This window comes from Streptomyces sp. NPDC059169 (assembly GCF_042755225.1).
Lineage (GTDB): Bacteria > Actinomycetota > Actinomycetes > Streptomycetales > Streptomycetaceae > Streptomyces.
In genome coordinates this window covers 43,206-67,256 of record NZ_JBHZCF010000021.1, presented here as the reverse complement: position 1 = coordinate 67,256, position 24,051 = coordinate 43,206, and the positions used below count along the sequence as shown (strand labels likewise).

General features: G+C 68.8%; 23 protein-coding genes and 1 pseudogene. 12 read left to right on the top strand and 12 right to left on the bottom strand.

From position 1 onward, the window contains the following. Positions 1–466 precede the first annotated feature (466 nt). On the top strand, positions 467–2,248 hold the full coding sequence (locus tag ACFXOM_RS30725; RefSeq protein WP_385040588.1) for a VanW family protein: 1,782 nt from the start codon (positions 467–469) through the stop codon (positions 2,246–2,248). Between the two features lie 123 nt (positions 2,249–2,371). Next, the gene (locus ACFXOM_RS30720; RefSeq protein WP_385040586.1) at positions 2,372–3,895 is read left to right on the top strand and encodes an aldehyde dehydrogenase family protein; all 1,524 of its coding nucleotides are present in this window, start codon (positions 2,372–2,374) and stop codon (positions 3,893–3,895) included. Positions 3,896–4,067: 172 nt separating this feature from the next. Here ACFXOM_RS30720 and ACFXOM_RS30715 read toward each other — a convergent pair whose 3' ends face one another. The 5 genes from ACFXOM_RS30715 to ACFXOM_RS30695 all read right to left on the bottom strand — a co-directional run bounded on the left by ACFXOM_RS30715 (position 4,068) and on the right by ACFXOM_RS30695 (position 9,177). Next, positions 4,068–5,462, bottom strand: coding sequence for a tyrosine-type recombinase/integrase (locus ACFXOM_RS30715; RefSeq protein ID WP_385040583.1), 1,395 nt, complete (start codon positions 5,460–5,462; stop codon positions 4,068–4,070). Then, the gene (locus ACFXOM_RS30710) at positions 5,453–5,650 is read right to left on the bottom strand and encodes an AlpA family transcriptional regulator (protein WP_073224270.1); all 198 of its coding nucleotides are present in this window, start codon (positions 5,648–5,650) and stop codon (positions 5,453–5,455) included. Before ACFXOM_RS30710 ends, ACFXOM_RS30715 begins: the two co-directional genes overlap by 10 nt. Positions 5,651–6,549: 899 nt before the next feature. Continuing rightward, positions 6,550–7,041 (bottom strand): hypothetical protein, encoded by a 492-nt coding sequence (locus ACFXOM_RS30705; RefSeq protein ID WP_385040580.1) that lies wholly within the window; start codon positions 7,039–7,041, stop codon positions 6,550–6,552. Further along, positions 7,031–7,840, bottom strand: coding sequence for an IS21-like element helper ATPase IstB (istB, locus tag ACFXOM_RS30700; RefSeq protein WP_356691367.1), 810 nt, complete (start codon positions 7,838–7,840; stop codon positions 7,031–7,033). Before istB ends, ACFXOM_RS30705 begins: the two co-directional genes overlap by 11 nt. Further along, positions 7,837–9,177, bottom strand: coding sequence for an IS21 family transposase (locus tag ACFXOM_RS30695; protein WP_385040577.1), 1,341 nt, complete (start codon positions 9,175–9,177; stop codon positions 7,837–7,839). Before ACFXOM_RS30695 ends, istB begins: the two co-directional genes overlap by 4 nt. A gap of 381 nt (positions 9,178–9,558) precedes the next feature. On the opposite strand from ACFXOM_RS30695, the gene ACFXOM_RS30690 reads away from it, so the two are divergent. Then, positions 9,559–9,930: a hypothetical protein gene (locus ACFXOM_RS30690; protein WP_385040575.1), complete on the top strand. Its 372-nt coding sequence runs from the start codon at positions 9,559–9,561 to the stop codon at positions 9,928–9,930. Positions 9,931–10,557: 627 nt separating this feature from the next. On the opposite strand, the pseudogene ACFXOM_RS30685 reads toward ACFXOM_RS30690, so the two are convergent. The 4 genes and pseudogenes from ACFXOM_RS30685 to ACFXOM_RS30670 all read right to left on the bottom strand — a co-directional run. Continuing rightward, positions 10,558–11,160: pseudogene (locus tag ACFXOM_RS30685) on the bottom strand (nucleotidyltransferase domain-containing protein); the annotation flags it as partial. Then, entirely contained in the window at positions 11,154–11,651 is a 498-nt protein-coding gene (locus ACFXOM_RS30680) for a GNAT family N-acetyltransferase (RefSeq protein ID WP_385040572.1), read from the bottom strand. The gene ACFXOM_RS30680 and the pseudogene ACFXOM_RS30685, both read right to left, overlap by 7 nt. Before the next feature lie 11 nt (positions 11,652–11,662). Next, positions 11,663–12,196, bottom strand: a complete 534-nt coding sequence (locus ACFXOM_RS30675) for an NUDIX domain-containing protein (protein ID WP_385040569.1) — start codon at positions 12,194–12,196, stop codon at positions 11,663–11,665. 258 nt (positions 12,197–12,454) lie between these two features. Beyond that, complete coding sequence (locus ACFXOM_RS30670) at positions 12,455–12,853, bottom strand: WbqC family protein (protein WP_385040566.1); 399 nt, start codon at positions 12,851–12,853, stop codon at positions 12,455–12,457. A 157-nt stretch (positions 12,854–13,010) separates the two neighbouring features. Between ACFXOM_RS30670 and cutA the strand changes: the two genes are divergently transcribed. Further along, entirely contained in the window at positions 13,011–13,337 is a 327-nt protein-coding gene (gene cutA / locus ACFXOM_RS30665; RefSeq protein ID WP_361370203.1) for a divalent-cation tolerance protein CutA, read from the top strand. Positions 13,338–13,403: 66 nt separating this feature from the next. Here the strand turns inward: cutA and ACFXOM_RS30660 are convergent, their stop codons facing one another. After that, positions 13,404–14,645, bottom strand: a complete 1,242-nt coding sequence (locus ACFXOM_RS30660) for a helix-turn-helix transcriptional regulator (RefSeq protein WP_385040562.1) — start codon at positions 14,643–14,645, stop codon at positions 13,404–13,406. 254 nt (positions 14,646–14,899) lie between these two features. On the opposite strand from ACFXOM_RS30660, the gene ACFXOM_RS30655 reads away from it, so the two are divergent. Continuing rightward, entirely contained in the window at positions 14,900–15,286 is a 387-nt protein-coding gene (locus tag ACFXOM_RS30655) for an ATP-binding protein (protein ID WP_327372178.1), read from the top strand. 62 nt (positions 15,287–15,348) lie between these two features. Here ACFXOM_RS30655 and ACFXOM_RS30650 read toward each other — a convergent pair whose 3' ends face one another. Continuing rightward, positions 15,349–15,849 (bottom strand): SAM-dependent methyltransferase, encoded by a 501-nt coding sequence (locus tag ACFXOM_RS30650; RefSeq protein ID WP_329159780.1) that lies wholly within the window; start codon positions 15,847–15,849, stop codon positions 15,349–15,351. Between the two features lie 72 nt (positions 15,850–15,921). After that, complete coding sequence (locus ACFXOM_RS30645; RefSeq protein ID WP_267804764.1) at positions 15,922–17,310, bottom strand: Tat pathway signal protein; 1,389 nt, start codon at positions 17,308–17,310, stop codon at positions 15,922–15,924. A 255-nt stretch (positions 17,311–17,565) separates the two neighbouring features. On the opposite strand from ACFXOM_RS30645, the gene ACFXOM_RS30640 reads away from it, so the two are divergent. From ACFXOM_RS30640 to ACFXOM_RS30610, 7 genes are all read left to right on the top strand, one after another. After that, positions 17,566–17,994, top strand: a complete 429-nt coding sequence (locus tag ACFXOM_RS30640; protein ID WP_385040559.1) for a DUF6415 family natural product biosynthesis protein — start codon at positions 17,566–17,568, stop codon at positions 17,992–17,994. 233 nt (positions 17,995–18,227) lie between these two features. After that, positions 18,228–20,072 carry a glycoside hydrolase family 15 protein gene (locus ACFXOM_RS30635; RefSeq protein WP_385040556.1) on the top strand — a complete coding sequence of 615 codons (1,845 nt, stop codon included), beginning with the start codon at positions 18,228–18,230 and terminating at the stop codon, positions 20,070–20,072. Continuing rightward, positions 20,072–21,535, top strand: coding sequence for an ATP-binding protein (locus ACFXOM_RS30630; RefSeq protein WP_385040553.1), 1,464 nt, complete (start codon positions 20,072–20,074; stop codon positions 21,533–21,535). Before ACFXOM_RS30635 ends, ACFXOM_RS30630 begins: the two co-directional genes overlap by 1 nt. Continuing rightward, the gene (locus tag ACFXOM_RS30625) at positions 21,532–21,942 is read left to right on the top strand and encodes a roadblock/LC7 domain-containing protein (RefSeq protein ID WP_385040550.1); all 411 of its coding nucleotides are present in this window, start codon (positions 21,532–21,534) and stop codon (positions 21,940–21,942) included. Before ACFXOM_RS30630 ends, ACFXOM_RS30625 begins: the two co-directional genes overlap by 4 nt. After that, on the top strand, positions 21,939–22,295 hold the full coding sequence (locus ACFXOM_RS30620; RefSeq protein WP_329159791.1) for a DUF742 domain-containing protein: 357 nt from the start codon (positions 21,939–21,941) through the stop codon (positions 22,293–22,295). Before ACFXOM_RS30625 ends, ACFXOM_RS30620 begins: the two co-directional genes overlap by 4 nt. Further along, the gene (locus ACFXOM_RS30615) at positions 22,273–22,875 is read left to right on the top strand and encodes an ATP/GTP-binding protein (RefSeq protein WP_175309475.1); all 603 of its coding nucleotides are present in this window, start codon (positions 22,273–22,275) and stop codon (positions 22,873–22,875) included. The genes ACFXOM_RS30620 and ACFXOM_RS30615 overlap by 23 nt, the downstream gene beginning before the upstream one ends. After that, a complete protein-coding gene (locus ACFXOM_RS30610) occupies positions 22,872–24,050 on the top strand; it encodes a cytochrome P450 (RefSeq protein WP_385040547.1) in 1,179 nt (392 codons plus the stop codon). The genes ACFXOM_RS30615 and ACFXOM_RS30610 overlap by 4 nt, the downstream gene beginning before the upstream one ends. Position 24,051: the final 1 nt, after the last annotated feature.

Below are 24,051 nucleotides of genomic sequence, written 5' to 3'. Positions count from 1 at the left end.
GCAGCGGCGGGAGACGGGGCGGGGCGGTGACGCAACCGTACGGGCGGGCCTCGGTCGAAGGGGCCGGCCCGGCCCTCCGTGGACGGTGCTCCCGGCCGCCGGGCGCCGCCGGGGCACGAGCCCGCGCCCCGGCGGCGCTTCGGGGCACCCGGTCGGGTCCCGGACGACCGCGCCCGGCGGTGCCCCGGCACGGTCAACGGTGCTGTCCCTCCGACCGCGCCTGCCGAGCGCGCCGGGAAGGCGCCCTCCCACGGAAAGTCCCGCTCGTGGGCGACGGCTCCGCAGACGGTGGTGGCGCCGCCCGGAGCCGGCCGTCCTGCCCCTGCCACCGCGCGTGAAAGCAATCACATGTAGTCCTTTTATCACCCTATTTAGTGGATTGTGGTGGGTGAGTTCTGTTCACCGGGCTGCTGTTCCGGCGGCCCGACCGGGCGTCGTTGCGGTCGGCCGACGCCTAGGGAGATTCATGGCACGCGCACCCCGCTCGGCGAGCAACCGGCGGATCGCTCTGACCATCGCCGGAGGCACCGTCGTCCTGACCCTCGGCGGCCTGTACGGCGCCGGTCTGGCGGCCGGGGACGTCCCCGCGGGCACCGAGGTCCGGGGCGTCGACATCGGCGGGATGAGCCGTGCAGAGGCGCGCCGGACCCTGGACCGCCAGCTCGGGAATGCCTTCGCCGCGCCGCTGACGATGAAGATCGGTGACCGCGTCGAGAAGGCCTCACCGGACTCCCTCGGGCTCTCCTTCGACGCGGCCGCGACCGCGGATCGCGCAGCGAGCGGATCGAGCGACCCCGTCAGCGTGATCGGCAGGCTGTTCTCCTCCGACCACCGGGACGTCGAGCCGGTGGTCCGCGTGGACGAGCACGAGAACCGGTCCGCCGTCGACCGCATCGCCGCGGCGACCCAGCGGAAGGTGCGCGACGGAGCCGTTGTGTTCGAGCACGGCCGCGCGACGGCGGTGGCCCCGGTCACCGGCACCTCCCTGATCGTGGACCGGGCCCCGGCCGCCCTCCGCGCCGGTTACCTCCGCACCGACCCGACCCCCGTCGTCCTCCCCGTCCGACGGGAGCTCCCGCGGGTCGGCCCGCTCGAGACCGAACGGGCCATGAAGGAATTCGCCCGGCCCGCGATGTCCGGGCCCGTCACCCTCACCCTCGCCGGGAAACCCATAGCCGTCGACCCGTCCACCCTCGGCCGGCACCTCACCATGAAGGCAGGCACGGACGACCGGCTGGCGCCGGTCCTCGACGCCAAGGGGCTCCTGGCCGACCCCGCGGTCGCGGGCCGGGTGCGCGAGGCCGCCCGGTCTCCGCGTGACGCCGTGCTCCGGCTCGACGGGAACCGCGTCGTAGTGGCACAGAAGAGCCGCGCCGGCCACCAGGTCGATACCGCGGCCCTCGGTGACGCCGTACTGCCCCTGTTGACCCGCTCGGGCGCGGACCGCACCGCAGAGATCCCGGCGAGGACCGTCCAGCCGCGGCTCGGCGACGCCACGGCACAGCGGCTCGGCATCAAGGAGAAGGTCTCTTCGTTCACCGTCAAGTTCCCCGCGGCCCCCTACCGCATCACCAACATCTCCCGCGCGGTGCAACTCATCGACGGCTCGGTGGTCCTCCCCGGTCAGGAGTGGAGCTTCAATCGGACGGTGGGTGAGCGCACCAAGGAGAACGGCTTCGTCGACGGCATCATGATCAACGACGGTCAGTACGTGAAGTCGCCGGGCGGAGGAGTCTCCGCCGTTGCCACCACGATGTTCAACGCCCTGTTCTTCGCGGGCGTCAAGCCGGTGGAGCACGGGGCCCACTCCTTCTACATCGAGCGCTACCCCGAGGGCCGCGAGGCCACGGTGGCTTGGGGCACCCTCGACCTCCGCTGGCTCAACGACTCCGGGCACGCCCTGTACGTCCAGGCGGAGTCCACCGACACGTCGGTGACCATCTCGTTCCTCGGCACGAAGAAGTACGACGACATACGCGCCACCAAGGGGCCCCGTACGCACGTCAAGGCCCCGGGCACGCGGACGGGCGGCGGCCCCGAGTGCGAGGTACAGACCCCCCTCGAAGGGTTCGACGTCGCCGTCGGCCGCGTCTTCGTCCAAGGCGGCAAGGAAGTCCGGCGGGAGGACTTCAGCACCCACTACACCCCGCGCGACAAGGTGACCTGCACGCCCGAGGGGAAAACTCCGCCACCGGACGCCGGCACGGCAGCCCCGGCACAGGCGGCAGGGCCGCGGTCCGGCGGCTGACCCCGCTCCTCCCCCACGGCAGGCGGCGGCGCCCGCAACGGGGTTGCAACGTACGCCTCCCTAGGTTCGCCGTCGGACACGCCGTCCGACGGCGGACGGCAGCAACTTCGGGAGGCCGCCGAGATGACCCGGTACGCTGCGCCTGGCACGGAGGGCGCGATCGTCACCTACGCGTCCCGCTATGACCACTGGATCGGCGGCGAGTACGTCCCACCGGCCCGCGGCCAGTACTTCGAGAACCCCAGTCCGGTCAACGGGCAGCCGTTCACCGAGGTGGCCCGCGGCACCGCCGAGGACGTCGAGCGCGCCCTGGACGCAGCACACTCGGCGGCGCCCGCCTGGGGGCGCACCGCGCCCGAGGCTCGCTCGAACGTCCTGCTGCGGATCGCCGACAGGATGGAAGCGCACCTGGAGGAACTGGCGGTTGCGGAGAGCTGGGAGAACGGCAAGCCCGTCCGCGAGACGCTGGCCGCCGACATTCCCCTCGCCATCGACCACTTCCGCTACTTCGCGGGGGTCCTCAGGGCACAGGAGGGGTCGCTCAGCGAGATCGACGACGACACGGTCGCCTACCACTTCCACGAGCCGCTGGGCGTCGTGGCACAGATCATCCCGTGGAACTTCCCGATCCTGATGGCGGTCTGGAAGTTGGCCCCGGCACTGGCCGCGGGGAACGCGGTGGTGCTGAAGCCCGCCGAGCAGACCCCGGCATCCGTCCACTTCTGGATGGGCCTGGTCGCCGACCTGCTCCCGCCGGGCGTGGTGAACATCGTCAACGGCTTCGGGGCGGAGGCCGGCAAGCCGCTCGCGTCCAGCCCCCGGGTCGCCAAGGTCGCGTTCACCGGTGAGACCACGACAGGCCGGCTGATCATGCAGTACGCCTCGGAGAACATCAAGCCGGTGACACTCGAGTTGGGCGGCAAATCGCCCAACATCTTCTTCGACGACATCTGGGCGGTCGACGACGACCTGCGCGACAAGGCCCTCGAGGGGTTCACGATGTTCGCCCTCAACCAGGGCGAGGTGTGCACGTGTCCGTCACGGGCGCTGATCCAGCGCGGCCACTACGGCGAGTTCCTGGACGCGGGCATCGCACGCACCGAGGCGATCGTCCCCGGCCATCCGCTGGACACGTCCACGATGATCGGCGCGCAGGCCTCGAACGACCAGCTCCAGAAGATCCTCTCCTACCTGGACATCGGCCAGCAGGAGGGCGCCAAGATTCTGACGGGCGGTCATCGTGTCGAGTATGACGGCGAGTTGGCGGGCGGCTACTACGTCCAGCCCACGATCTTCGAGGGCGACAACAGGATGCGGATCTTCCAGGAGGAGATCTTCGGCCCGGTCGTGGCGGTCACGTCCTTCACCGACTTCGACGACGCGATCAGCACGGCGAACGACACGCTGTACGGGCTCGGGGCCGGCGTATGGACCCGGGACGCGAACCAGGCCTATCGTGCCGGCCGCGCGATCCAGGCGGGCCGGGTCTGGACGAACTGCTACCACGCCTACCCGGCGCACGCCGCCTTCGGAGGCTACAAGCAATCAGGGATCGGCCGCGAGACCCACAAGATGATGCTCGACCACTACCAGCAGACGAAGAATCTGCTGGTGAGCTACTCGCCGAAGAAGCTGGGCTTCTTCTAGCAGCACGAAAGAAGGCGCCTGACCTGGGGCTTCTCCCCGATCAGGCGCCTTCTGGGAGCGCCCGGGCCTCCCCATGGGGGAGGCGTCGAAATACGCCTCTTCTCCCAGTTCATTCCACCCGTATCCCAGTCCTGACCAGCAGTTCCGGGCCATACACGGGCCAGATGGCGGCTCAGCCCGTGGGGCTGCTGTCCCCACTGCGCCGGCTCCACTCCTGCATCGACTCCTCGATGAGCCGGTTGGAATGCTCCTGAAGACCGTCCAGGAACTTGGCGTAGTACTGGAAGAGCACTTGGATGCTCTGGCCGGCCCGGCGCGCGCACTCGGCAGGATCCACACCGGAGTGCAGCCAGAACGAGATCCCGGCGTGCCGGAGGTCATAGGGCCTCTTGGCGAGCAGCGTCGGCTGCTCATTGGGAGCCAGGACCTTCTTACGGGCCCGCTCCCATGTCTTGCCGTAGGCTGCTGCGTCCACATAGCCGTCGGCCGCATTCCGAAAAACCCGACCATCGGGTGCAACGCCGAAGCGATCGACGTGATTTCGTAGTGTGCCCACGAACGACGGCGGTATCGGCACGGGACGCGTGGCCTTGACGGCTCGCCTCTTCAAGGAGTGCACTTCGTGGACCGAGCCGTCGTCCGTCCACTCCTTGCCAGCCGTGACGACACCTCCGCTCAGGTTGAGCATGCCCCATCCGCTCCTCGGCAGATGGCACTGTGAGATCCGCAGGTGGATGACCTCCGCCGGACGCATGGCCGCGTAGTACATGCAGCCGAAGAACGCCTCAAGGTGCGGGCCACGTCCCCGTTGTTTGCCAACAGCGGTCAGCAGGCGAGCAACCTGGGTCGGGTTCGGCACGCAGGCCGGGTCCACTTCCTCACTCACCCCAGGGGCCTGCCACTTGACCCTTGCGAGCGGGTTCTCCCCGAAGTATCCCTTGTCGACGGCAGTTCCGAGGACCTCGCTGAAGGCCGATCGTTTCCGCAGGGCGGTCTTCGCCGCAGCGGACTCGCCGTCGATCTTCCGCCCAAGCGCGTCCAACGCCCGGCGCACGACATCTGGTTCCATCAGGTCACTGATGGGCAGGGAGTTCCGCTGCATCCAGTCGAGGGCATCCTGCCATTCAGCAGACGGCTTGCTCTCCCAGGCACGCTTGTTGAACGCCCATGAATACAGCGCGCGTCGCAGAACCCTCGGCTCCGAGTAGCGCGCTTCGCGCCGCACCAGCGCGGGCGTGATGGTGGCGAGTGCATCAGCGAGAGTACGACGGGTGTTGCCAGGCGTTCGGTCCCATCGCTCATCGATGTAGGCATGAGCCAGGTCGTACCAGGTGGTCCGCTGCCTAATGGCACGGATCTCGGAAGCCGGCAGACCAGTCTGCTCGTCGAACGCCTCACCGTCGCGCGCGGCCGTCATCAGCTTTGCGCGACGGCTCTCGGCCAGCCCCTTGGTAATGAAGGACTCCGACCGCTCGCGGCCGTTGACCGTCCATCGGACCTCGAACGGCTTGCGACGCTTCGGCCGCTCCCGGATGTCCCAGAAGCGGACCTTGTAACTCATCGCCATTCAGGCGTATCCCTTTCGCACGCCTGCCACCAGGCGTCAAGGTCGGCACGACGGCAACGGAGTTCGCCGTTCGGCAGCTTGATCATTCGAGGAGCCTGGTTGCGGGCACGCAGACGGTAGAACGCCGACGGACTCATGCGGATCTCCGCCAGGACCTCAGCGAGTTTCAGCGCAGGGGGACGAGCCATTTCTTCCTTTCAGTCGGGGACGGGAAGGGCTACACAGGTGCAGGTCGCAAGGAAGTACTGCGCAGTCCCGGGACAGTGCGTCCGCCGGCTCCACTGCCAAGCACGGCCGATGCGGACGAACATCAATGGTCGCGAGGATCGCCGGTTTGGCCAACCGGCGATCGTGGGCTATGTTGCGCGCCCCGTGCCGAGAGCTCGCAACACCTTGGGTGAGTTTCCGTCAGGAAGTCGATCGGTACGAAAGCACAGCCGGCGAGGCGCCGACTGCAACGAGCGCCAGGAGACGGTCATCTACCAGGTGGTCCAGATTTCTGGCACGAGGACAGGGGACGCGAAACGAGCAGATCGACTAGTGGTATCACACAGACGAACTTCCTAGGCAGGAACCATTCCAGCGTGCCAATGACACACGACTGGCATTGCAATCTTTCCCTCGCTACTCGTCGAGCGCTCCTCGCCTGACTCGACATTTTGCGAGACGTTGCACGTTGACATGGTCCCGGCCGAGGTTCCAGCCATTTGCCGTCAATTCTCGTCTGCCGTGAGCGAATGCCCACTATCACCCCGTCGGGGGGTCGACCACTTTGGGCGCGATAAGAATTGCCCCATAGGCATGCGAGGGTCGCCGTCGCGCGATCCGCGGTCGCTGTCCGCTATTGCTATGCCCGACCGCCTTCGGCCACACCGGCCGCGGCGGCTCACTCGCCTCGCCGACCCCGAGCACGGCATCGTGATGAGGATCTCTGAAATCGGCCAGGGCCGCTCTTCCCTCCACTTCGGTGCAGTTTGAAGTGAGTGGGGAATCTGGGGAGCGAAGAGCGCGTGTGAGGGCCCGGGGACCAAAGGGCGCCGGGGCCCGTTGATCGGTGACGGTCAGGCGATGTCGTAGCCCGCGGTGTTCACGGAGTCCGCCGCAGGGAGGTGATCTCGGGAACCCTGCTGGCGATGGTGGGACGGGCCGCTTCCGGGGTGGCCAGCAGGGCGACGATGGTGACGGGCTGATCGCAGTGCGGGCAGTTCCGGACGGCGGTGGGGGTCAGGGCCTGCTCCTGCCGAGCGGAGCCGGCTGCGGCCGTCGGAGTCTGTCGGGGCTGCTGTTCGCCGAGTCGGATGGCCCGCAGGTCGTCGCGTTCCTGGTTGCGCTGTTTCTCCGCGTCGCGGCGGCAGTTGGGCGAGCAGTAGATCTGCCGCAGGCGGGGATTGGTGGTGAAGATGCCCTGGCAGACGGGGCAGGTGTGGGCTGCTGGGGGTGCGGGTGGGAGTCGGTGGGCTGCGGATTTGCAGCGGGGAGAGCAGTAGATCTGACGGGGGTGGGGAACGAACTCGCTCTGGCAGACGGGGCAGTTGGTGGATCGGGGGCCGAGGGAGGTGGTGCCGTTGTCAGGAGACACGGGCGTTCACTCCCTTGCGGATGGTGTCGGCCTGGGTCTGGTGGTTGCGGAGCCGGTAGGAGGGGCCGTCGATGCCGGCGACGGCTGCCCGGTGCAGGAGCCGGTCGAGCATGGCGGCGGCGACGGTGGCGTCGCCGAAGGCTCCGGCCCAGTCGGCGATGCCGACGTTGGTCGTCAGGATCGTGCTCGACTTCAGATATCTCTGGTTGATCACCTGGAACAGCGCGGAAGCGCCGTCCTCGGGAAGCGGGAGGTAGCCGAGTTCGTCGATGATCAAAAGCTTCGGACCTGCGAAGAAGCGCATGCAGGTTTTCCAGCGTCCTTCGAGGGCGGCCTTGTGGCACTTGGCCGCGAGCTCGGCGGCGGTGGTGAAGTAGACGCGGTGTCCGGCGTCGACCGCGGCCCGGCCGAGGGCGACGGACAGCATGGTCTTGCCGACGCCGGGAGGCCCGACGAACAGGACGTTGGAGGCGTCGTCGAGGAAACGCAGGGTGGCCAGGTCGCGGATGAGTTTCTCGTCGACACCGGGCTGGGCGGCGAAGTCGAAGTCGTTCAGCGTCCAGGGTTCGGGCAGGCAGGCGAATCGGAGGCGGGCGGCGAGCCGACGGGCTTCGGTGGCCTCGACCTCGATCTCCAGGAGCCGTTCCAGTGCGGCGGTCAGCGACATCCGTTCGGCGCGGGCCTGGTCGAGCACCCGGTTGAGTGCTTCGGCGGCGTCGTTGAGTTTGAGGTAGGAAAGGTGGCCTCGCAGCTGCTGGAAGCGGCGTGCTTCGCTCATCTGCATCGGGGACGTACTCACTCCGTGTTCTCCTCCTTCGGTGAGGGAACGGTCCGCAGCCGGTCGGCCACGGCGGCATAGTGGGACAGGCCGATCACGACCCGTTCGGCCGGATCACCAGCAGCGGCCTGCTGGCCTCGCAGCCGCTCGGCTTCCGCCCGCGCGGCCTCGGAAGGAGGTCGGCGGACCTTGTTCTTGCAGGGAGCCCGGTCCGAGAAGGAGGCCAGGACCTCGCGTTCGAGCGCGACGACGTGTCCGGCATCCCGCACGGTCTGGCCGGCGCCGCGAGGTGCCCGGCGGTGGCGGGCGACCACGGCCCGTCCGGAGGTGGCGATGTCGAGGTGGCTCTCGCCGAGCCGGTGCAGGACTCTGACCTGGGCGCCGGCGAGTCCCGGCGGGACGGAATACAGGTTCCCGTCGAAGGAAACGAGGCACTGCGGGCTCACGGTCCGCTCAACCTCCAGCTCGGCCGGGAACGGCCGGACCGGGACGTCGAGCAGCATTTCAGCGGCAGCGAGTTCACCGACGGCGACCTTGATCCCCTCCACCGACCGGCGGCGTTCATCCATGCGGATGGCGAGCTTGTCGATGCCGGACTGGGCTTGGACGACGGTCAGCGCGTCGGGAACCGTGCGCCACCAGCGTTGGGCTGCCGAATGGTTGGCCTTCTCGACGACACCCTTGCGGTTGCCGCGACGGGGCGGGCAAATGTCGACTCCGACGCCGTAGTACTTCGCGACCGCGGCAAAAGACGCGGTGACCTGCCCGCTGGATGGGTAACAGACAGTGGCCATCCGGTCGAAGCGCCACCGCCTCGCGGTCCCGCCCAGCTTGCGGACCACCTGATCGAGGGCCTGGACCAGGTGCGGGAAGTCCTCGGACTCCGCCAGCACCGCCCGCCACCGGCCCGAATGCGCGAGCGCCCCGACCAGCAGGTGAGCGTGCTCGCCCACTCCCCACGACTCGGGCGCGTCCGGAAGCTCCAGCCAGTCGAACTGGATCTCCTCGCCCGGCGGATGGGCGATCACCGCGACGTTCCGGCCCGTCGCGGCATGACACGGCTCGCAGTGCGGCCGGACCTGGTAGCGGCGAAGCGCACGGGTGAAGGTCGAGTAGCCGCCTTCATAGCCCAAGTCCCTGACCTCGTCGAACAGGGTCGAGGCCCACAGATGCGGATCATCGGCGAGCCGCTGCCGGCAGTACTGCAGGAAGGGCACGAAGGCGTCCGGGCTCTGACGTCGTTGGCCAGGGACCTGGTCGCCGTTCAGGTAGGCGCGGATCGTCTTGCGGTCACGTCCCAGATGACGTGCGATCGCTGAGATCGTCCAACCCTGACGACGCAGTGCATGAGCATCCACGTCTTCCTCCCGCGTGAGCATCCAGGCCCCCGACCAGGCCGAACTTGCGCACGCAGGCTCTCCACGACACTCCGATCCCAGTTCGACACGCCGGGCAAGATCACACGATGAGTGGGGAGATCGCCTGAGCAGGTTTGACCGGTCCAGGAGCCGCGGATCGGAAAGCGCGGTTCCCATCGCGCCCCGTGCTGACCCCTCCGATATGTTCTTCCGGGCTCGCGCCGGCGGGTCCCACGCGTATTCGATGGGGGAAACGTGCCTGGTGAGCGGCTTGACGCGGAATGGGTCCGGTCCTGGCGGGAACAGGCTGACGCGGCGCTGACGAAGCTGATGCGGTCCTTCCTCCCAACGCACGGCTTCCCGCCCGGCCATAACGCCGTGATGCTCGCAACCGACGACAGTCACCAGGCGACGGACGCGCTCGTGGACCTGACGCCGATCCCCTCCGACCTGACCACTCTCTACTGGGTGATCAGCGAGGCTTCCCTGCCCGACGTCGACAGCGGGTACTTCATTCACTCACCTGCGACGGTGGCGGAACACTTCCGCGAGTACGGCCCCGCTCCGATCGACGGCGAATCGATCGCGCTGGTCTTCGCCAGCGACGGCGGGGGCCACCTGTTCGCGATCGGAGACAGCAGACAAGTCTGGAAGTCCACCACGGCCTCCTGGTTTGACGACTTCGAGGTCGCCGCGTCCAGCTTGCAGGACTTCCTCGAACAGCTCGGCCGACAGATCGCGAACCAGCCCTGACTATCAGGAGGGGAACAAAACGGCCCCTGCCCCACGGAGGTCATGTCACTCCGGACTGGGGAATCGCGAGCAGGTGTGGGGTCACCCCTGAGCAGGGGGTGGCCGATTTCAAAGAGCGTCATCAATCGCCTTCGGCCACGTCATGAACCACATCATCAGCGGCTCCGACGACGTGCGCGCGGCCGCGCTGGCCGAAGCGGTACGCAAGTCGGTGGCGTAGGCGATCGCCCTCGGGGCTGGCGTTTTCGCTCCGTCGCCCCGAGAGCGTGCTCTGGCTCAGTCCAGGCTAGCCAAGCAATGGGCGAGGGTGCGGGCCTCTGGCGGGAGATCCGCTACGACCTGCCGCGCACTGAGGTGCCGGGCCGGGCGGCGGCGAGGTCCTGGACTGCGCTCCAGTTCTCGGCGATCAGTTGGAGACGACGTGTTGGGCCCGGTCGCGGGCCTCCTGCCAGCGGGCGAGTAACTTCTCGGCACGCTGGTTTGTCTGGCCCCGGGTGATGCCGCCGCGCTCTGCAAAGCTGTCGGCAGCAACATGCTCAACCATGGCCATGTGCGCCTCGAGAACGGCTTCGCTCTGGTGGGGGGCCGGTCATAGAGACCACCCACGCCTGTCGGCATCCACTCGCCGAGCTGCTCGATCCACGGGTGCGGCCCGTACGTGCTGCCGATCGACTGCACGAGCCATGCCCGCTGCCCGGCATCGAGCATCGGCAGCACCGCGGCAAAGTCGACCGCGTCCCTCGGCCGCGGCTGCTTCGCCTTGTAGTAGAGCTGGACCTCCGGCCGCAGGTAGGGGATGCCGGCCGCGGAGACTGCCCCCAGGTCCGCGAGGCCGCACCGCACGTGGCGGTCCCGCCGCGACACCCACTCGTCGCCCTCGGCCTCGTCGAGCATCACTTGAATCTGCCACGGCGCCGACGCGGTGGGTCGGCACCAGACGTCATGCACGCCGACCGGCAGCAGCTCGCCGGGCCGCCACGGCCGCAGGTTCCCGGGCGGGTCAGCAGCCCAGCACTGCCATCCGGCGAGTACCTCCTGAACAGCGAGCTGGTCTCGGCGCAGCACGAGGACGTCGATGTCGTGGTGCTCGCGGAACGACCGGCCCGTGGCGAGCTCGATGGCATGACCGCCCGCGATCCACCATGGGGCAGCCGTCTTCGAGAACAGCGCGGCAACCTCACTCAGTGGTGCGGGCTGCCAGTCCTGCCCGGGAGCCTCGCCGGTCACCATTCGCGGCTCGCGCTCGGTGCGCGCCAGATCATCGCGACATCGGGCCGGACAACGAAGCCCATAGTGTCGTACAGGGTGCAGCCGTCCGCCGAGGCGTACAGATCGATGACTGTGCAGCCCTGTCCGGCTAGCCAATCACGCGCGGCCGTGACGCAGGCCCGGCCGTATCCACGGCGGCGGTGCGCCGGGTCGGTGGCCACTGACCCGATGTGCCCGGCATAGGGGGCACTGTTCCCCGGGCTGGGGAGTCGAGGAGTGCAGGTTCCTGCGGCGCACGCGGCCAGGCCGCCTCTCCCGATGTCAACGACGAAGATGGCGAACAGCGGGTCGCCGAGGCGCTGGGCGAATGCCGCTGTGCAGTCCGCCGCCCATCGCGGGGCGGGCGCTGTACCAGGCGACCCGAACATGATCCATCGCAGCCTGACCAGCTCGGGCGCATCGGCGACCACGGCGCGACGGGCTAACTCCCGGACCGGCATGCGTTCTTCCATTCTCAGAGATGTCAGCAGTGTGCGGCTGGTGCCCGGTGCTGCGCACCGGCCGCATCCACGTGTCGCCGGCACTCATGCGGAGGCCAGGCGTATTCGCTGTACGTGACGCCGTCGGCGATGTGCTGCAGCGCGACCGCGAGGTACGGAGGCAGAGGCGCGGGGAGGCTGCTGGGCTTGTACCACTGCCAGCCCTCGCACTTGTCCGGCTCGGGGTTCCCGATCTGGCCGTGCCAGCGGTCGACCTCGAAGAAGAAGGCGATCCGCCGTGACCCGGCGTGGGTGGAGACGTGGTGCATCAGGTGCACGAACCGCACGTCGGAGGGGTCGGCGGTGGCGCCCGTCTCCTCGGTGAACTCCCGGGCGGCTGCCAGCGTGGCGGGCTCGTGGTCCTCCATCAGCCCTGCTGGTACCTGGTACATGCCAGGGAACACCGGCTGACTGCGGCGTCGCCCCATCAGAAACTCGTCGCCCTGACGGACGATCAGGTGAACGTCGGCGTAGTGAGCGGCGTACGTACGGCCGGACTCTGCGGTCTTCTCAGGCATGGCTGTCCTCCGATCGTCAAGGCCGGTCACGCTACAGGGCATCTCCGTGACGGGCGGCCGATTTCGGCCGCCGACACTATCGGCTTATGGGCGGGTGGCGATCAGGGCTTCGGTGTGGATGGGCTCCTCGAACTTCCCGTCGGGCTGCAGCTTGGTGAGGGCCTGGCGTAGGTCGGCCTCGAACTCGGCGATGTGATCGCCAAGGAAGGCGGACGGCGCGATACGCGCGACACCGCCACCCGGTTCGCCGCCCCGTGCTCAGGCAGCGGCTTGGAGCGAGGCCCGGGCGTCGGCGAAGGCCCGGAGCTGGGCGGCCAGGTCAGCGGGACCGAGGGGGGCCAAGGCCCACAGGGCGGTGACGCGCCGGGCGGAGGCCCAGATGCCGGCGGCCGGGGGCAGGAACGGTGCGACGGTGATGCCGCGGGCGGCGAACGGGGCGGGGTCGAGATAGGTCATCGCGCCGGTCCCGCACAGATATGTGCCGGCCCTGGCCTCGTTAGTGAGGTCAGCGAGCCGCTGGGATCGGCCCGGCCGGGCGGGCAGCCGGCTGGCGGTCAGGACGCGGCCCTGCCAGCCGAGGAGGTCCAGAGGCGCAAGGAATGCGCCGACGCCTGCATCATGCAGCCGCACCACCTCGTTGATGAATGGACCTGCCACCGCAGTGCCGAAGCGAGCGCAACCCGAATGACACGCTGCCGTCTGACTGATCCACGTCGTGATCGAACCCCACTCACCTTCACGGCCGGCGACCGGCTTTTGGTGTGCCCTGGACGGCTGGGTAGGGTCGCGGTACCCGAGCTGGAGAGGTAGTTGCATGGCCAACGATATTGTGATTGCTCAGACGACCAGCGACGACGAGGATCAGGCGAAGGCACTGGCCCAGGGCGCGGTCGAGAGCAAGCTGGCAGCGGGCGTTCACATCGATGCGCCGATCACCGCCTTCTACTGGTGGAAGGGGAAGGTCGAGGCGGCGCAGGAGTGGCGTATCTCGTACATGACTACGACGGACCGTCTACCGGCGCTGGAAGCGTGGCTGCACGAGAGGCACCCGTATGACGTCCCCCAATGGATCACGCTGCCCGTGACCGGCGGGTCGGAGGCGTACCTGTCCTGGGTTGTCGAGGAGACGGCGCAGGGCTGAGGAGCGACGGGCCGGACGTACGACAGCATTCGCGTCCCGGGTTTGCCGCGTACCGCCGGAGGGGGCTCAGGATGCGAACTGCCGTAGATAGACGGCGAGTTCCCGCTCTCTGTCGGGGAGCGACGCTGCGATAGTCTCTGCGCGCTCCTTGCCCATCGTGTTGGGCTTGGCCTGTGTCGCCGTAGCGAATTGGCGTGACACGTAGACGCCTTGGTCGACGTCGCCTCCACGCAGTAGGGCCGAAGCGAGATCGCCGAGAACCACCACGCCCCCGTCCGGTAGTTCGTCCCCTAGACGGTCGACTGCGGTATCTGCAGTGGACGTGAGTTCGGGACGCCCCAACTGGCCGTAGACGGAGAGGGCCAACGAGTCCATGCGGTACGGGGTCACGAACCGGACCCACGCCTGCTCGCTGGTGTGATCCGCGAAGTCGTAGGCGAAGCGCGCTCGCTCCAAGGCCCGGAGTGCCCCCGTCTCGTCGCCGGCCGCCGCAGCTTCCTCCGCGTGCCTGCCGAGGACCCAGGCGGCAGCAGTAGCGTTGCCGTGGCCTCGCACGTCGCTAGCCGCTTGAGAAAGGAACTCCAACTTCGCCTTCGGCGTCGAGGCGCCGTAGCTGGTGTAGGTCAGGGCCAGGGCTCGGAGTGGAGGGTGCCCGGCGGTCGCCGCGCACTGCGACGTGACCTTGTAGTAGGCGTCGGCTTTGTCGTGCTCGCCCAGGTCCCAGGCCACCCAACCAGCCAGAGCGGCAGTTTCTCCGGCGGCGATAGTGAGAGCCCGTTCGTGTTCGCCGGCACGGGGCAGGGCCGCGGTGATCGCGTCAAGATGTGACTCGACCGTGTTTTGTAGTCGCCGGGCACTGAGATTGAGTTCCTGGACGTGCAGTTCAGCGGCCCGGTCGATGAGCGCGACGGCGGAGGGCGAATCGATCTTGGAGCTCTTACTGAGGGCGAAGGCCAGGCGCCCCCAGGGCTCGGCAGCCGCGCTCACGCCGATGGCGGCACCACCCAGCAGCGTGCGACGCTTCACGGCGTCCTGATCCTCCCCTGCATTGGCATGCCCGTCTCTCTTCCGAGCGCGGGCAGCCTTAGCCTCCCGCTGTAGTTCCTCGAAGGGGACACCGCAGGCCGCCGCGATATGGCCGATTGTGTGATTGGTAGGAATGTTCTCAAAGTTCTCATAGCGGCTGATCTCTCGGCGGGTCATGGTGTCCCGGCCGGAGACAGCGTTGATCGCGTCTGCCTGCTCCTCCTGCGTCCGGCCCGCATCCTGCCGAAGCCGGAGGAGCAGGTCGGCGAACGGATCTGGCATGAGTGTGACCTCTGTTGGTGGGCGGAATCCAATCATGGCCTCAATTCCCCCTCTGGTTTCCCCCCTTGACAGATTTTTCCCCCTCTGGATTCCCCTGGTCGACAGCGTCGCCGCGCGGTGCGATAGCCCCCATGACCAGGCTCCAAGAGGCGACCCCGCCCGGCGGGGGCATCCGTAGTTCTGCGGCCACAGCAGGCACGTCGTGTGTGAGGCCGGCCCAGGAGGACCGACGCAGCACATCGGCATGGGCCGACATACCGGCGGCACCCCATGCCTGTCAGGCGGCCTTTCTCCCGGATCCCACGAAAGCTGGGGAGATGCGGCAGACAACCAGGGCGTTCCTGCGACGGTGCCGCGTTTCGCAGCCGGTGGCGGGGTTCGTCGTACTGGCCGTTTCGGAGCTGGTCACCAACGCCATGGTTCACGGTGAGGGCGAAGTCGTGCTCCGGATCACGGTGACTGTCGACGTGGTGCGGGTCTCGGTAACCGACCGCAACCCTGCCCCCGCTGTACTCAAGGAAGCCGGACCCGACGGTGAATCCGGTCGCGGGATCCGGCTTGTCCATGCGATCTCAGACGCGTGGGAGAGCAGCGGCGAGGAAACGTGGTGTGAGTTCCGGTACGCGAGGGCTGCGGCTTGAGTCAGACCTCCAGCTGGTCCCCGACCAGCCAAACGAGGAGCAGCACAGCTCAGTCACTCCCGTTACGCAGGGCGCTCCGAGGGCCGTTCGCTTGCCTTCGCCCAGTAATTCGGTTCGAGCATCTCGCCAGGCCATGCGGGCTGATGGATCGGGCCCCGAGGTCCCATCTGTTCGAAGTACGGTGCCAGGTCGATCACGGGCGTTCCGTCTACGGCGTCGAGATCGGTGACCAGGAGGTCCCGGCCTTCGACCTTGAGCAACCGCGGGTAGCTGATCGCCAGTTGGTTGGGGCGCCGGTGGTTGCGGTGGACGAACGTACCTGTCGGCGGCCAGTTCTGGTTTCCCCGTGGGCTGCGTGCGTGGAGCTCGACGTCTTCGGGTCGCGCCAGGTGGAAGCGCCACGTCACCGTCAGGTGGGAGAACTCTCCGATTCCCTGCAGCGTTTCGAGGGGGTACGCGTCGTCGAGCCGAATGATCGATTCGACCCCGCCCTGGTAGTCGTCCTGAACGCGGGTGTGGCCCCCGACGACTGTTGCGATCGACTCGACCTCGTACGTCGCCATCGGCGCTCGTTCCTCTCCCTCGGCGTAGCCTGCACGGCGGCCCCCGGCCAGCGCCGCGAACCCGCTCTGTGGTCAGCCTATGGTGCGCAGCATGCCCCGTGCCCGGTGGTCCAGTTCGGTGACATGTCGGCCTCCGCGTTGCCGGACGGGCGAGAGGTCGCTCTGGATGCGGACGATGACGTCGCGGGCACGGCCGGACTGGACGCCGGCCATGGCGTCGAGTGCTTGGTTCCAGGTGGCGCATGCCTCGTCGAGGCGGCCTTGCTGGACCTGGACGGCGCCGAGGTAGCCGAGGGTCACGCTGTGCGTGCGGGCGTACTGCTGGCGGCGGCGGGTGGCCACGCTGCGCTTGAAGTGGATCTCCGCGTCCAGCGGCTGGCCCATGTCGCGCAGGGCGCAGGCTGTCTCGTGGGCCAGGGAGGCTTCCTGGAAGAAGCTCACGCGGCTCGGAGCCTCGCTGTTGTCGGCGCGGGAGAGATCCCGCTCCGCGCGGCTGATGGCCGCGAGAGTGCCGGCGCGGTCGCCGTCGGCTGCGAGGGCGCGTGCGTGAACGATCGCGAGCAGGGCTTTCTCACGGTGGCTAGCTTGGCCGTAGCGGTCGCGGTTCATGGAGGCGTCGGCCAGAACGAGCGCGCGGCGGGGGTGCCCAAGGTCCACGGCTTGGTGCGCGAGGGCGCGCAGGATGTGGCCGCCGAGCGGCCCGTCGCCCGCTTCGGCCGCTATGCGGCCGGCGAGAGTGAGGTAGCGCTGGGCGGTGCGGTGCTCGGAGGCGTCGAAAGCCATCCACCCCGACAAATAGGCCATCTCCGCCACGGCCGAGTAGGTGTCGCGACGAAGCTGCTCCGTGCGGAACCTGCTGCCGAGCAGGGGCACCGCTTCGTCGCGAAGATGGCCGGCGAGGGCCGATCGGCCAGAGGCGCCGCCTCGCTGCTGGTCACGCGCGGAGTAGAAGGTCGTCAGATCGCGGACGTCGTCGATGTCGGCCTGCGTCACCAGCCGGGAGGAGACTGCTGGGCGCTTCGCCGCCGCGGCAGGAGCGGCTGCCCACCACGAGGCGGTGGGCAAGGCCAGGCCGGCGGCCGAGTACGCAGCGGTCGCCAGCAGCTTACGTCGGTGCATATCGAGGTCGTCGCTTCCCAGCTCGGCCAGCACGGTCAGAGGATCGACGCTCCAGTCGGAACCGCTGTCGGTTTGGCCTGTGCCTTCACCTTCCAGCCCGAGGTCGGCCAGGGTGAGGCGGCGGCCGAGCCTGCGGGACAGCGTCTCGCGAAGGATATGAGGTGCCCGACCGCTCGGCTGCGTGCCCTGCACCCACATGGCGATGTGCGAGCGGGAAATGGCCTCCAGCTCACGCACCCCGCTCTCCGCGGCTACCCGGGCGACCGCTGCGGCTGCTTGCGGCTGAGACCAGCCCGCTTCGCGCAGAAGTGCGGCGAGGGCGACGTTTCGCACACGGGCCATGGGCTGCCCCTCGGTTCCGAAATGATCTTTGACGCCTTTGACGGCCTCGGCGGTCGCGCAGGCATACCCCCCAGCGGGGATTCACGGTTCGCTCAACGTAGCGACCGGATCACTCACTTTGCACGACGACCGCCGCCCCCGCACGGCGAACCCCAATCAACTTGGCCTGATCCGAACAGGAGTTGTGTCATGCGCCTCTCGCTGGCTCCCCGCCAGGACGCCTGTCAACACGTCGCGTCCAACAGGAAGGGCCGCATGGCTGTCGAGCCTGTTTCACCGCGCAATCAAGCGGTGGCCGCAGCCGAGACAGTGGCGCTCGTGCTGGACGAGGACTCGCCGCTGCCGGAGACCACCGCCGACGCTGAAGACCTCGCGAGGCGTCTGCGCGGCCACATCAATCGACTCGGCGTCATGGTGCCCAAGGAGGAGCCAGCGCTGCGCCGCGCGCAGCAGCTCGGCTCGGCGGGGGTCCCCGACGGCTACATGCCCAGCAGGGCGCATCTGGTCCAACTGGCCGAGGCGACCCAGGAGCTCGTGGCGACCGTGGAGGCCCACGGCACCGGCCGTGCGATGCGGCAGCGGGGACGGCGTTGGCGGACACCGCCGATCAACCTGCTGCGCGGCACAGTCTTCGCGATCGCCTTCGCCTGTCTCGTCCTGGCCGCGTCGGCGCCCCGGACATGACCGCCACCGGGGCGGTTCTCATCGTCCTGATCCCTGGTCCCACGACATGGCTGATTCTCCGCGGTGATCGCGCAACCAGTTCCCCGTCAGCGGACGAAGAACCCGCACCGGCGCGGAGCGAGTCGCCGCCTCACCGGTGACCACCGGAGTCTCGCCTCACCGACAGTTCGCCGGCCGTTTCGACGGCCCTAAAGCCCTCCCCGGACTCGCGGGGCCTAACGGAGATCTACACGATGAAACGCCTTCCGCGTATCGAGCACTACGGCCTGATCGGCGACATGCAGACCAGTGCCCACGTCTGCGACGACGGCTCGATCGACTGGCTGTGCCTGCCCCGCTTCGACTCGCCGGCCCCCTTCACTGCGCTGCTTGGCACGCAGAAGCACGGAGCGTGGCACATAGCCCCGGCCGCTGCGCACGAAGAGGGAGCCGGTGCGACTGCCAAGCGGCGCTATGTCGGCGAGTCCCTCGTGCTGGAGACAGTCTGGACAACGTCCTCCGGCAGCGCGAAGGTCACCGACTTCATGCCGCCGCGCGACGGGGCACCGCAGGTCATCCGGATCGTGGAGGGAACGGCTGGCCAGATCGCCATGGCTTCCACGCTGCGCGCCCGCCCCGGCTACGGCCGGGTCAGCCCGTGGATCCATGAGCTGAGCGGACGCATGATCGCTGAGGGCGGCGGGGACGCCCTGTGGCTGGACACGTCCACCGGGCAGGTTGAGAAGGACGGCGCAATCGTCAGCTCCTTCACGGTCACCGCCGGCGAGAGCGTCGCCTTCGTACTGAGCTGGGAGCCCTCCCACGGTGTCGCGCCGGAGATCCCGGATCCCGACGCGGCGCTCGCGGCGACCCTCGCCTTCTGGGAAGATTGGACGAGCCAATGCACCTACGACGGCCCGCACCGGGAAGCAGTCGTCCGGTCGCTGATCACCCTGAAGGCGATGACGTACGCCCCCAGCGGCGGCATCGTCGCAGCGCCGACCACGTCGCTGCCGGAAGAGATCGGTGGTCGCCGGAACTGGGACTACCGCTACACCTGGCTGCGCGACGCCTCCACCACCCTGGGCGCCCTGCTCGGTTCGGGGTACTGGCAGGAGGCCGAGGCGTGGCGGCGGTGGCTGCTGCGGACCGTGGCCGGCGATCCGGAGAACCTGCAGATCATGTACGGGATCACCGGAGAACGGGATCTCCAGGAGCGGGAGCTGCGATGGTTGCCCGGCTACGAGAACTCCGGCCCGGTACGGATCGGCAACGGGGCTGTAGACCAGTTGCAGCTCGACGTGTACGGCTACGTGATCGAGACCCTGTACCTCGCCCACCAAAGCGGGGTGGCCCGCTGCGGCGACACCGCGGTCCTGCACCAACGACTGGTCGAGCACCTCGCCGAGCGGTGGCAGACGCCCGACGAGGGAATCTGGGAGATCCGAGGTGAGCGCCGCCACTTCGTGCACTCCAAGGTCATGGCCTGGGCCGCGATCGACCGGACCATCCGCCTCGTCGAGGCCGCCGTCCTGGACGCCGACCTGTTCGCCCTGATTGAACTGCGCGAGGCCATCCACCAGGAGGTGTGCACGCGCGGATTCGATCCGGTCCGCAACACCTTCACCCAGTCCTACGGATCACAGGAGGTCGACGCCGCCCTCCTGCTGATCCCCAGGGTGGGATTCCTGCCTCCCGACGATCCCCGAGTGCTCGGGACGGTGGAGGCAGTACGTCAGCAACTGTCCACCCCGGAGGGCCTCGTCCGGCGCTACCCGACCGCCGGCGACCGCATCGGGCTCGACGGCCTGAACGGTGACGAGGGGACCTTCCTGCTCTGCTCGTTCTGGATGGTCGATGCGCTCGCCCTGACTGGCCGCCCGGACGAAGCCCACGCTCTCTTCGACCGGCTCCTGGCCCTGCGCACTGACCTCGGCCTGCTCGCCGAGGAGTACGACCCCGCCACCGGGCGACAACTGGGCAACTTCCCACAGGCGTACAGCCACATCGGGGTGATCGGGTCCGCACTCCTGCTGCAGCAGCTCGACTCGGGGGCGCCCGCAGCCGAGGCCGACGTGCTCTTGGCGGTGGCTGTCTGATGAACACGACCGCCACCACCATGGTCATCGTGCTCGCCGCCGCGGCCATCGTCGCGGTGGCAGCGGCCTGGGTTAGCCACCGCCGATGGCAGAAGACGCGGCGGCGGGCACACCTCCTGGCCCGCGAACAACAGGCCACCGAGGGTGCCCTGCAGAAGCTGGTCCACGAGACGCTGCCCCAGATCCACCATTCGGGCGGTCGGATCACGGTGCCGGCCCCCGCACCGGAACTGGCCGGCACCGCAGTCGGTGAGCACCTGATCAACGTGGTCAAGTCCACCGCCGGCGTCGTCCACGCCGTGATCCGCGACATCCAGTACGCGGCGCACCAGGAGATCGAGCAGGCGAAGACGCTCGGGGCGGAGGAGTTGCGGCGTTCGCACACCGCCGCCCAGGAAGAGATCGCTCGGGTAAGTTCCACTGCTGTGCGGTCGACCGAGGCCGCAGTGCGCAGTGTGTCGTCGGCGCTCGTGGGCATGGCCGCCAAGACCAGCCGCAAGGTCAGCGAGGGCGTGCGCGAGCACGAGGACGACGCCGCGTTCGAGACGCTGACCGATATCGACCACACCGTGCAGCAGATGCTGCTGGTCGCCCAGGGCTGGACCATCCTGGCCGGCGGCAAGCTGACCCGGCACTGGCCCACGACGACGCTCACCGATGTGGTGCGGGCCGCGATGGGCTACGTCGAGGACTACCAGCGCGTACAGCCCGAGGAACTCAACGTCGCGGTGAAGACCCGCGTGGTCGGGCCCGTGGTGCACGCCCTCGCGCTCCTGCTGGACAACGCGCTGCGCTTCTCGCCACCACAGTCGAGAGTGCACGTGTCCTTCGAACAGGGCCACCACGGAGTCACCGTCCTCGTGGACGACAGCGGCCTACAGATGACGCCGGAGCAGCTCGACAGCGCCCGGGACATCCTCACCGGGCAGCGCACGGACGACATAACGCAGCTCGGCGCCCGCCCGCAGACCGGGTTCCGAGTCGCCGCCGCCCTCGCGCGCGCCTACGGATTCCGGGTCGATGTCCAGGCGCCCAACTCCCTTCTGGGCACCCGCGCGCTCCTCACCCTTCCCCAGGACCTCCTCACCACGGCGCCCCAGGCGCCGCCGGCATCCTCGCAGCCGGTGCAGAAGGATCCGCCAGCTGCTCTCGCCTCTGCCGCGTCCGACCGGCTCCCTGCTCTCGCCCCGGTTCCGGTAGCCACACAACCCGCGCTCACCCCCGTCCCGCCGACGGCCGGGGAATCCGACCAGGAGCGTTCCACTGCCCGCACGACCGCCAGCGGACTGACGGTGCGCAGCCGCCGCGCCGCACCCGCCTCCGCCCCCGTTCCCCGCCCTGCCAACGCCGAGCCGGGGCGAGCGAGCGTGATCGCCGCCTGGGCCCGTGGCACTCAGCGCGCCCGCGCCGAGCAGGGCACCCACGTCCCCACTGCCGACAACGACCAAGGACACGACGCATGACCGACAAGAACATCGGCTGGCTCCTCGAAAGCCTGGAGAAGACCGCTGGCGTGGAATACGCCGTGCTGGTCGCCGCGGACGGCATGAGCCCGGCCTACACCGACCGGCTGCCGCGCGAGCGCGCCGAGAAGATCTCGGCCATCGCCTCCACGCTGTGGGGAGCATCGCGGGCCTACGACCGGGAGACGAACGGCGGGGGCGTCTGCCAGTTCGTCATGGAATCGGTCGACCACATCTCCCTGCTCATCCCGGCTGGCGACAACACCATGCTCGCCGTCCACACCGACAGCCCTCACGCGGACATCGGGGTGATCAGCGAGGCCGCCCTGCGCTTGGCCGCGAGCGTGGGCGAACAGCTGGGTGTCCAGACACGCATCGCCGGCGGCACGGAAGCACCGCTGGCATGAGCAGGCCGCGGCAGGACCCGGATCTGGTCAGGCCCTACGTCCGCACGGGCGGACGTACCCGCCCCAGCAAGGACGTGCGCCTGGAGAGCCTGGTCTTCGCCGCGACCGGCACCCGTCCCGGCCTCAACCCGGACGCACGGCGCGTGCTCGCCCTGTTCGCACCCGCGCAAGGCGGAGGGCTGGCCGTCGCCGAGATCGCCTCCGCACTCGCCCTCCCGCCATCGACCACCCGGATTCTCGTCGCCGACCTCATCGGACACGGACTGATGACCCTCGCCCAGGGCCAGGACGACGACCGGCCCCCGGCCTCACTCATCGAAAGGGTTCTTCATGGACTCCGCGCTCACGCCTGACCGGTTCGTCGCGCGCACGGTGACGGCTACCGCGAAGATCGTGGTCGCCGGAGCCTTCGGCGTGGGCAAGACCACCTTCGTCGGCAGCGTCTCCGAGGTGCCTCCGGTCCACATGGAGGAAACCATCACCCGGGCGAGCGCCCTGGTCGACGACCTGGCCCGCACGCCTGCCAAGTCCACCACCACCGTCGGCGTGGACTTCGGACGCAAGCACCTCAGCGACGACCTCGTGCTCTACCTGTTCGGTACCCCCGGCCAGGCTCGATTCAGCTTCCTCTGGCAGGAGTTGATCATCGGCGCCCTCGGCGCCCTGGTCCTCGTCGACCCCCGCGACCTGGACGCCTCCCACGAAATCCTCGGCCTCCTCGAAGAGAACGGCGTCCCCTACGCGGTCGCGGTCAACCAGTTCGACGGCGCGCCCCGCCACCCGCTCGAAGAAGTCCACGAGGCCCTCGCCCTGGAGGGACACACGCCGCTGACCGTGTGCGACGCCCGCGAGCGAGCGTCCTGCATGCAGGCCCTGATCCAGCTCACCGAATACCTCGCCCGTCTCGCGCACCGTCTGGAGCCCCGACCGTGAGCACCGCGACCCACCGCATCCCCCTGTACGAACCGGACTTCGCCCAGAATCCGCACGCCGCCTACCAGCGCATGCGCGAGCAGTTCGGCCCCCTGATCCCCGTGGACCTGGCCCCTGGCGTGCCCGCCACGCTGGTCGTCGGCTACGAGGAGGCTCGCCGCATCCTCGGCGACCCGCAACGTTTCCCCGCCGACCCGCGCCAGTGGCAGACCTCCGTCCCCGACACCTGCCCCATCCGGCCGATGATGGAGTGGCGCCCCAACGCCCTGCGCTCGGCCGGTGCCGAGCACGCCCGCTACCGGGCCGCGAACACGGAAGCCCTCGGGGCTGTCGACCAGCACGCGCTGCGAGCCCACGTCGAACTGGTTGCCGAGCAGACCATCAACGCTTTCAAGGGCAGCGGCAAGGCGGACCTGCTGTCCCAGTACGCCTGGCCTCTCGCGTTCCAGACGCTCAGCCACCTACTCGGCTGCCCCGACGAGGTCGGCCACCGGATCGCGGACGGAATGGCGAAGATCTTCGACGGGGTCAACGCCTCCATCGGCAACCAGATCATGGCCCAGGCCGTGGCGGACCTCGTCACCCTGCGCCGCCGAGAGCCCGGCGACGACGTGACCAGCAGGCTCCTCGTCCATGTCGCCCGGCTGGACGACACCGAGATGGGCCAGCAGCTCATCACCCTGTACGGGGCGGGCATCGAACCCCTGACCAACCTGATCACGAACACCCTCCTGGAGATGCTCACCAACAGTGAGTTCTCTGGTGACCTGCACGCCGGCGACGCCTCCGTCCGCGAGGCCCTGGACAGCGTCCTCTATCGCGACCCGCCGCTCGCGAACTTCGCGATGTCCTACCCGCCCCGCCCGGCCGACATCGGCGGGTACTTGCTGCCCGCCGACCAGCCGGTGGTCATCAGCTATGCCGCCTGCAACAACGACCCTGCCCTGGGAACCCACCGGCCACTGGGCAACCGGGCTCACCTCGCCTGGGGCGCCGGCCCGCACGGCTGCCCGGCCAACACGCACGCCTACCTCATCGCCGAAACCGCCATCCTCCACGTCCTCGACGCCCTGCCCGAGATGGACCTCGACGGCCACCGCGACGACCTCGTCTGGCGCCCCGGCCCCTTCCACCGCTCGCTGGTCGCCCTCCCCGTCACCTTCCCCTCAAGCTGAA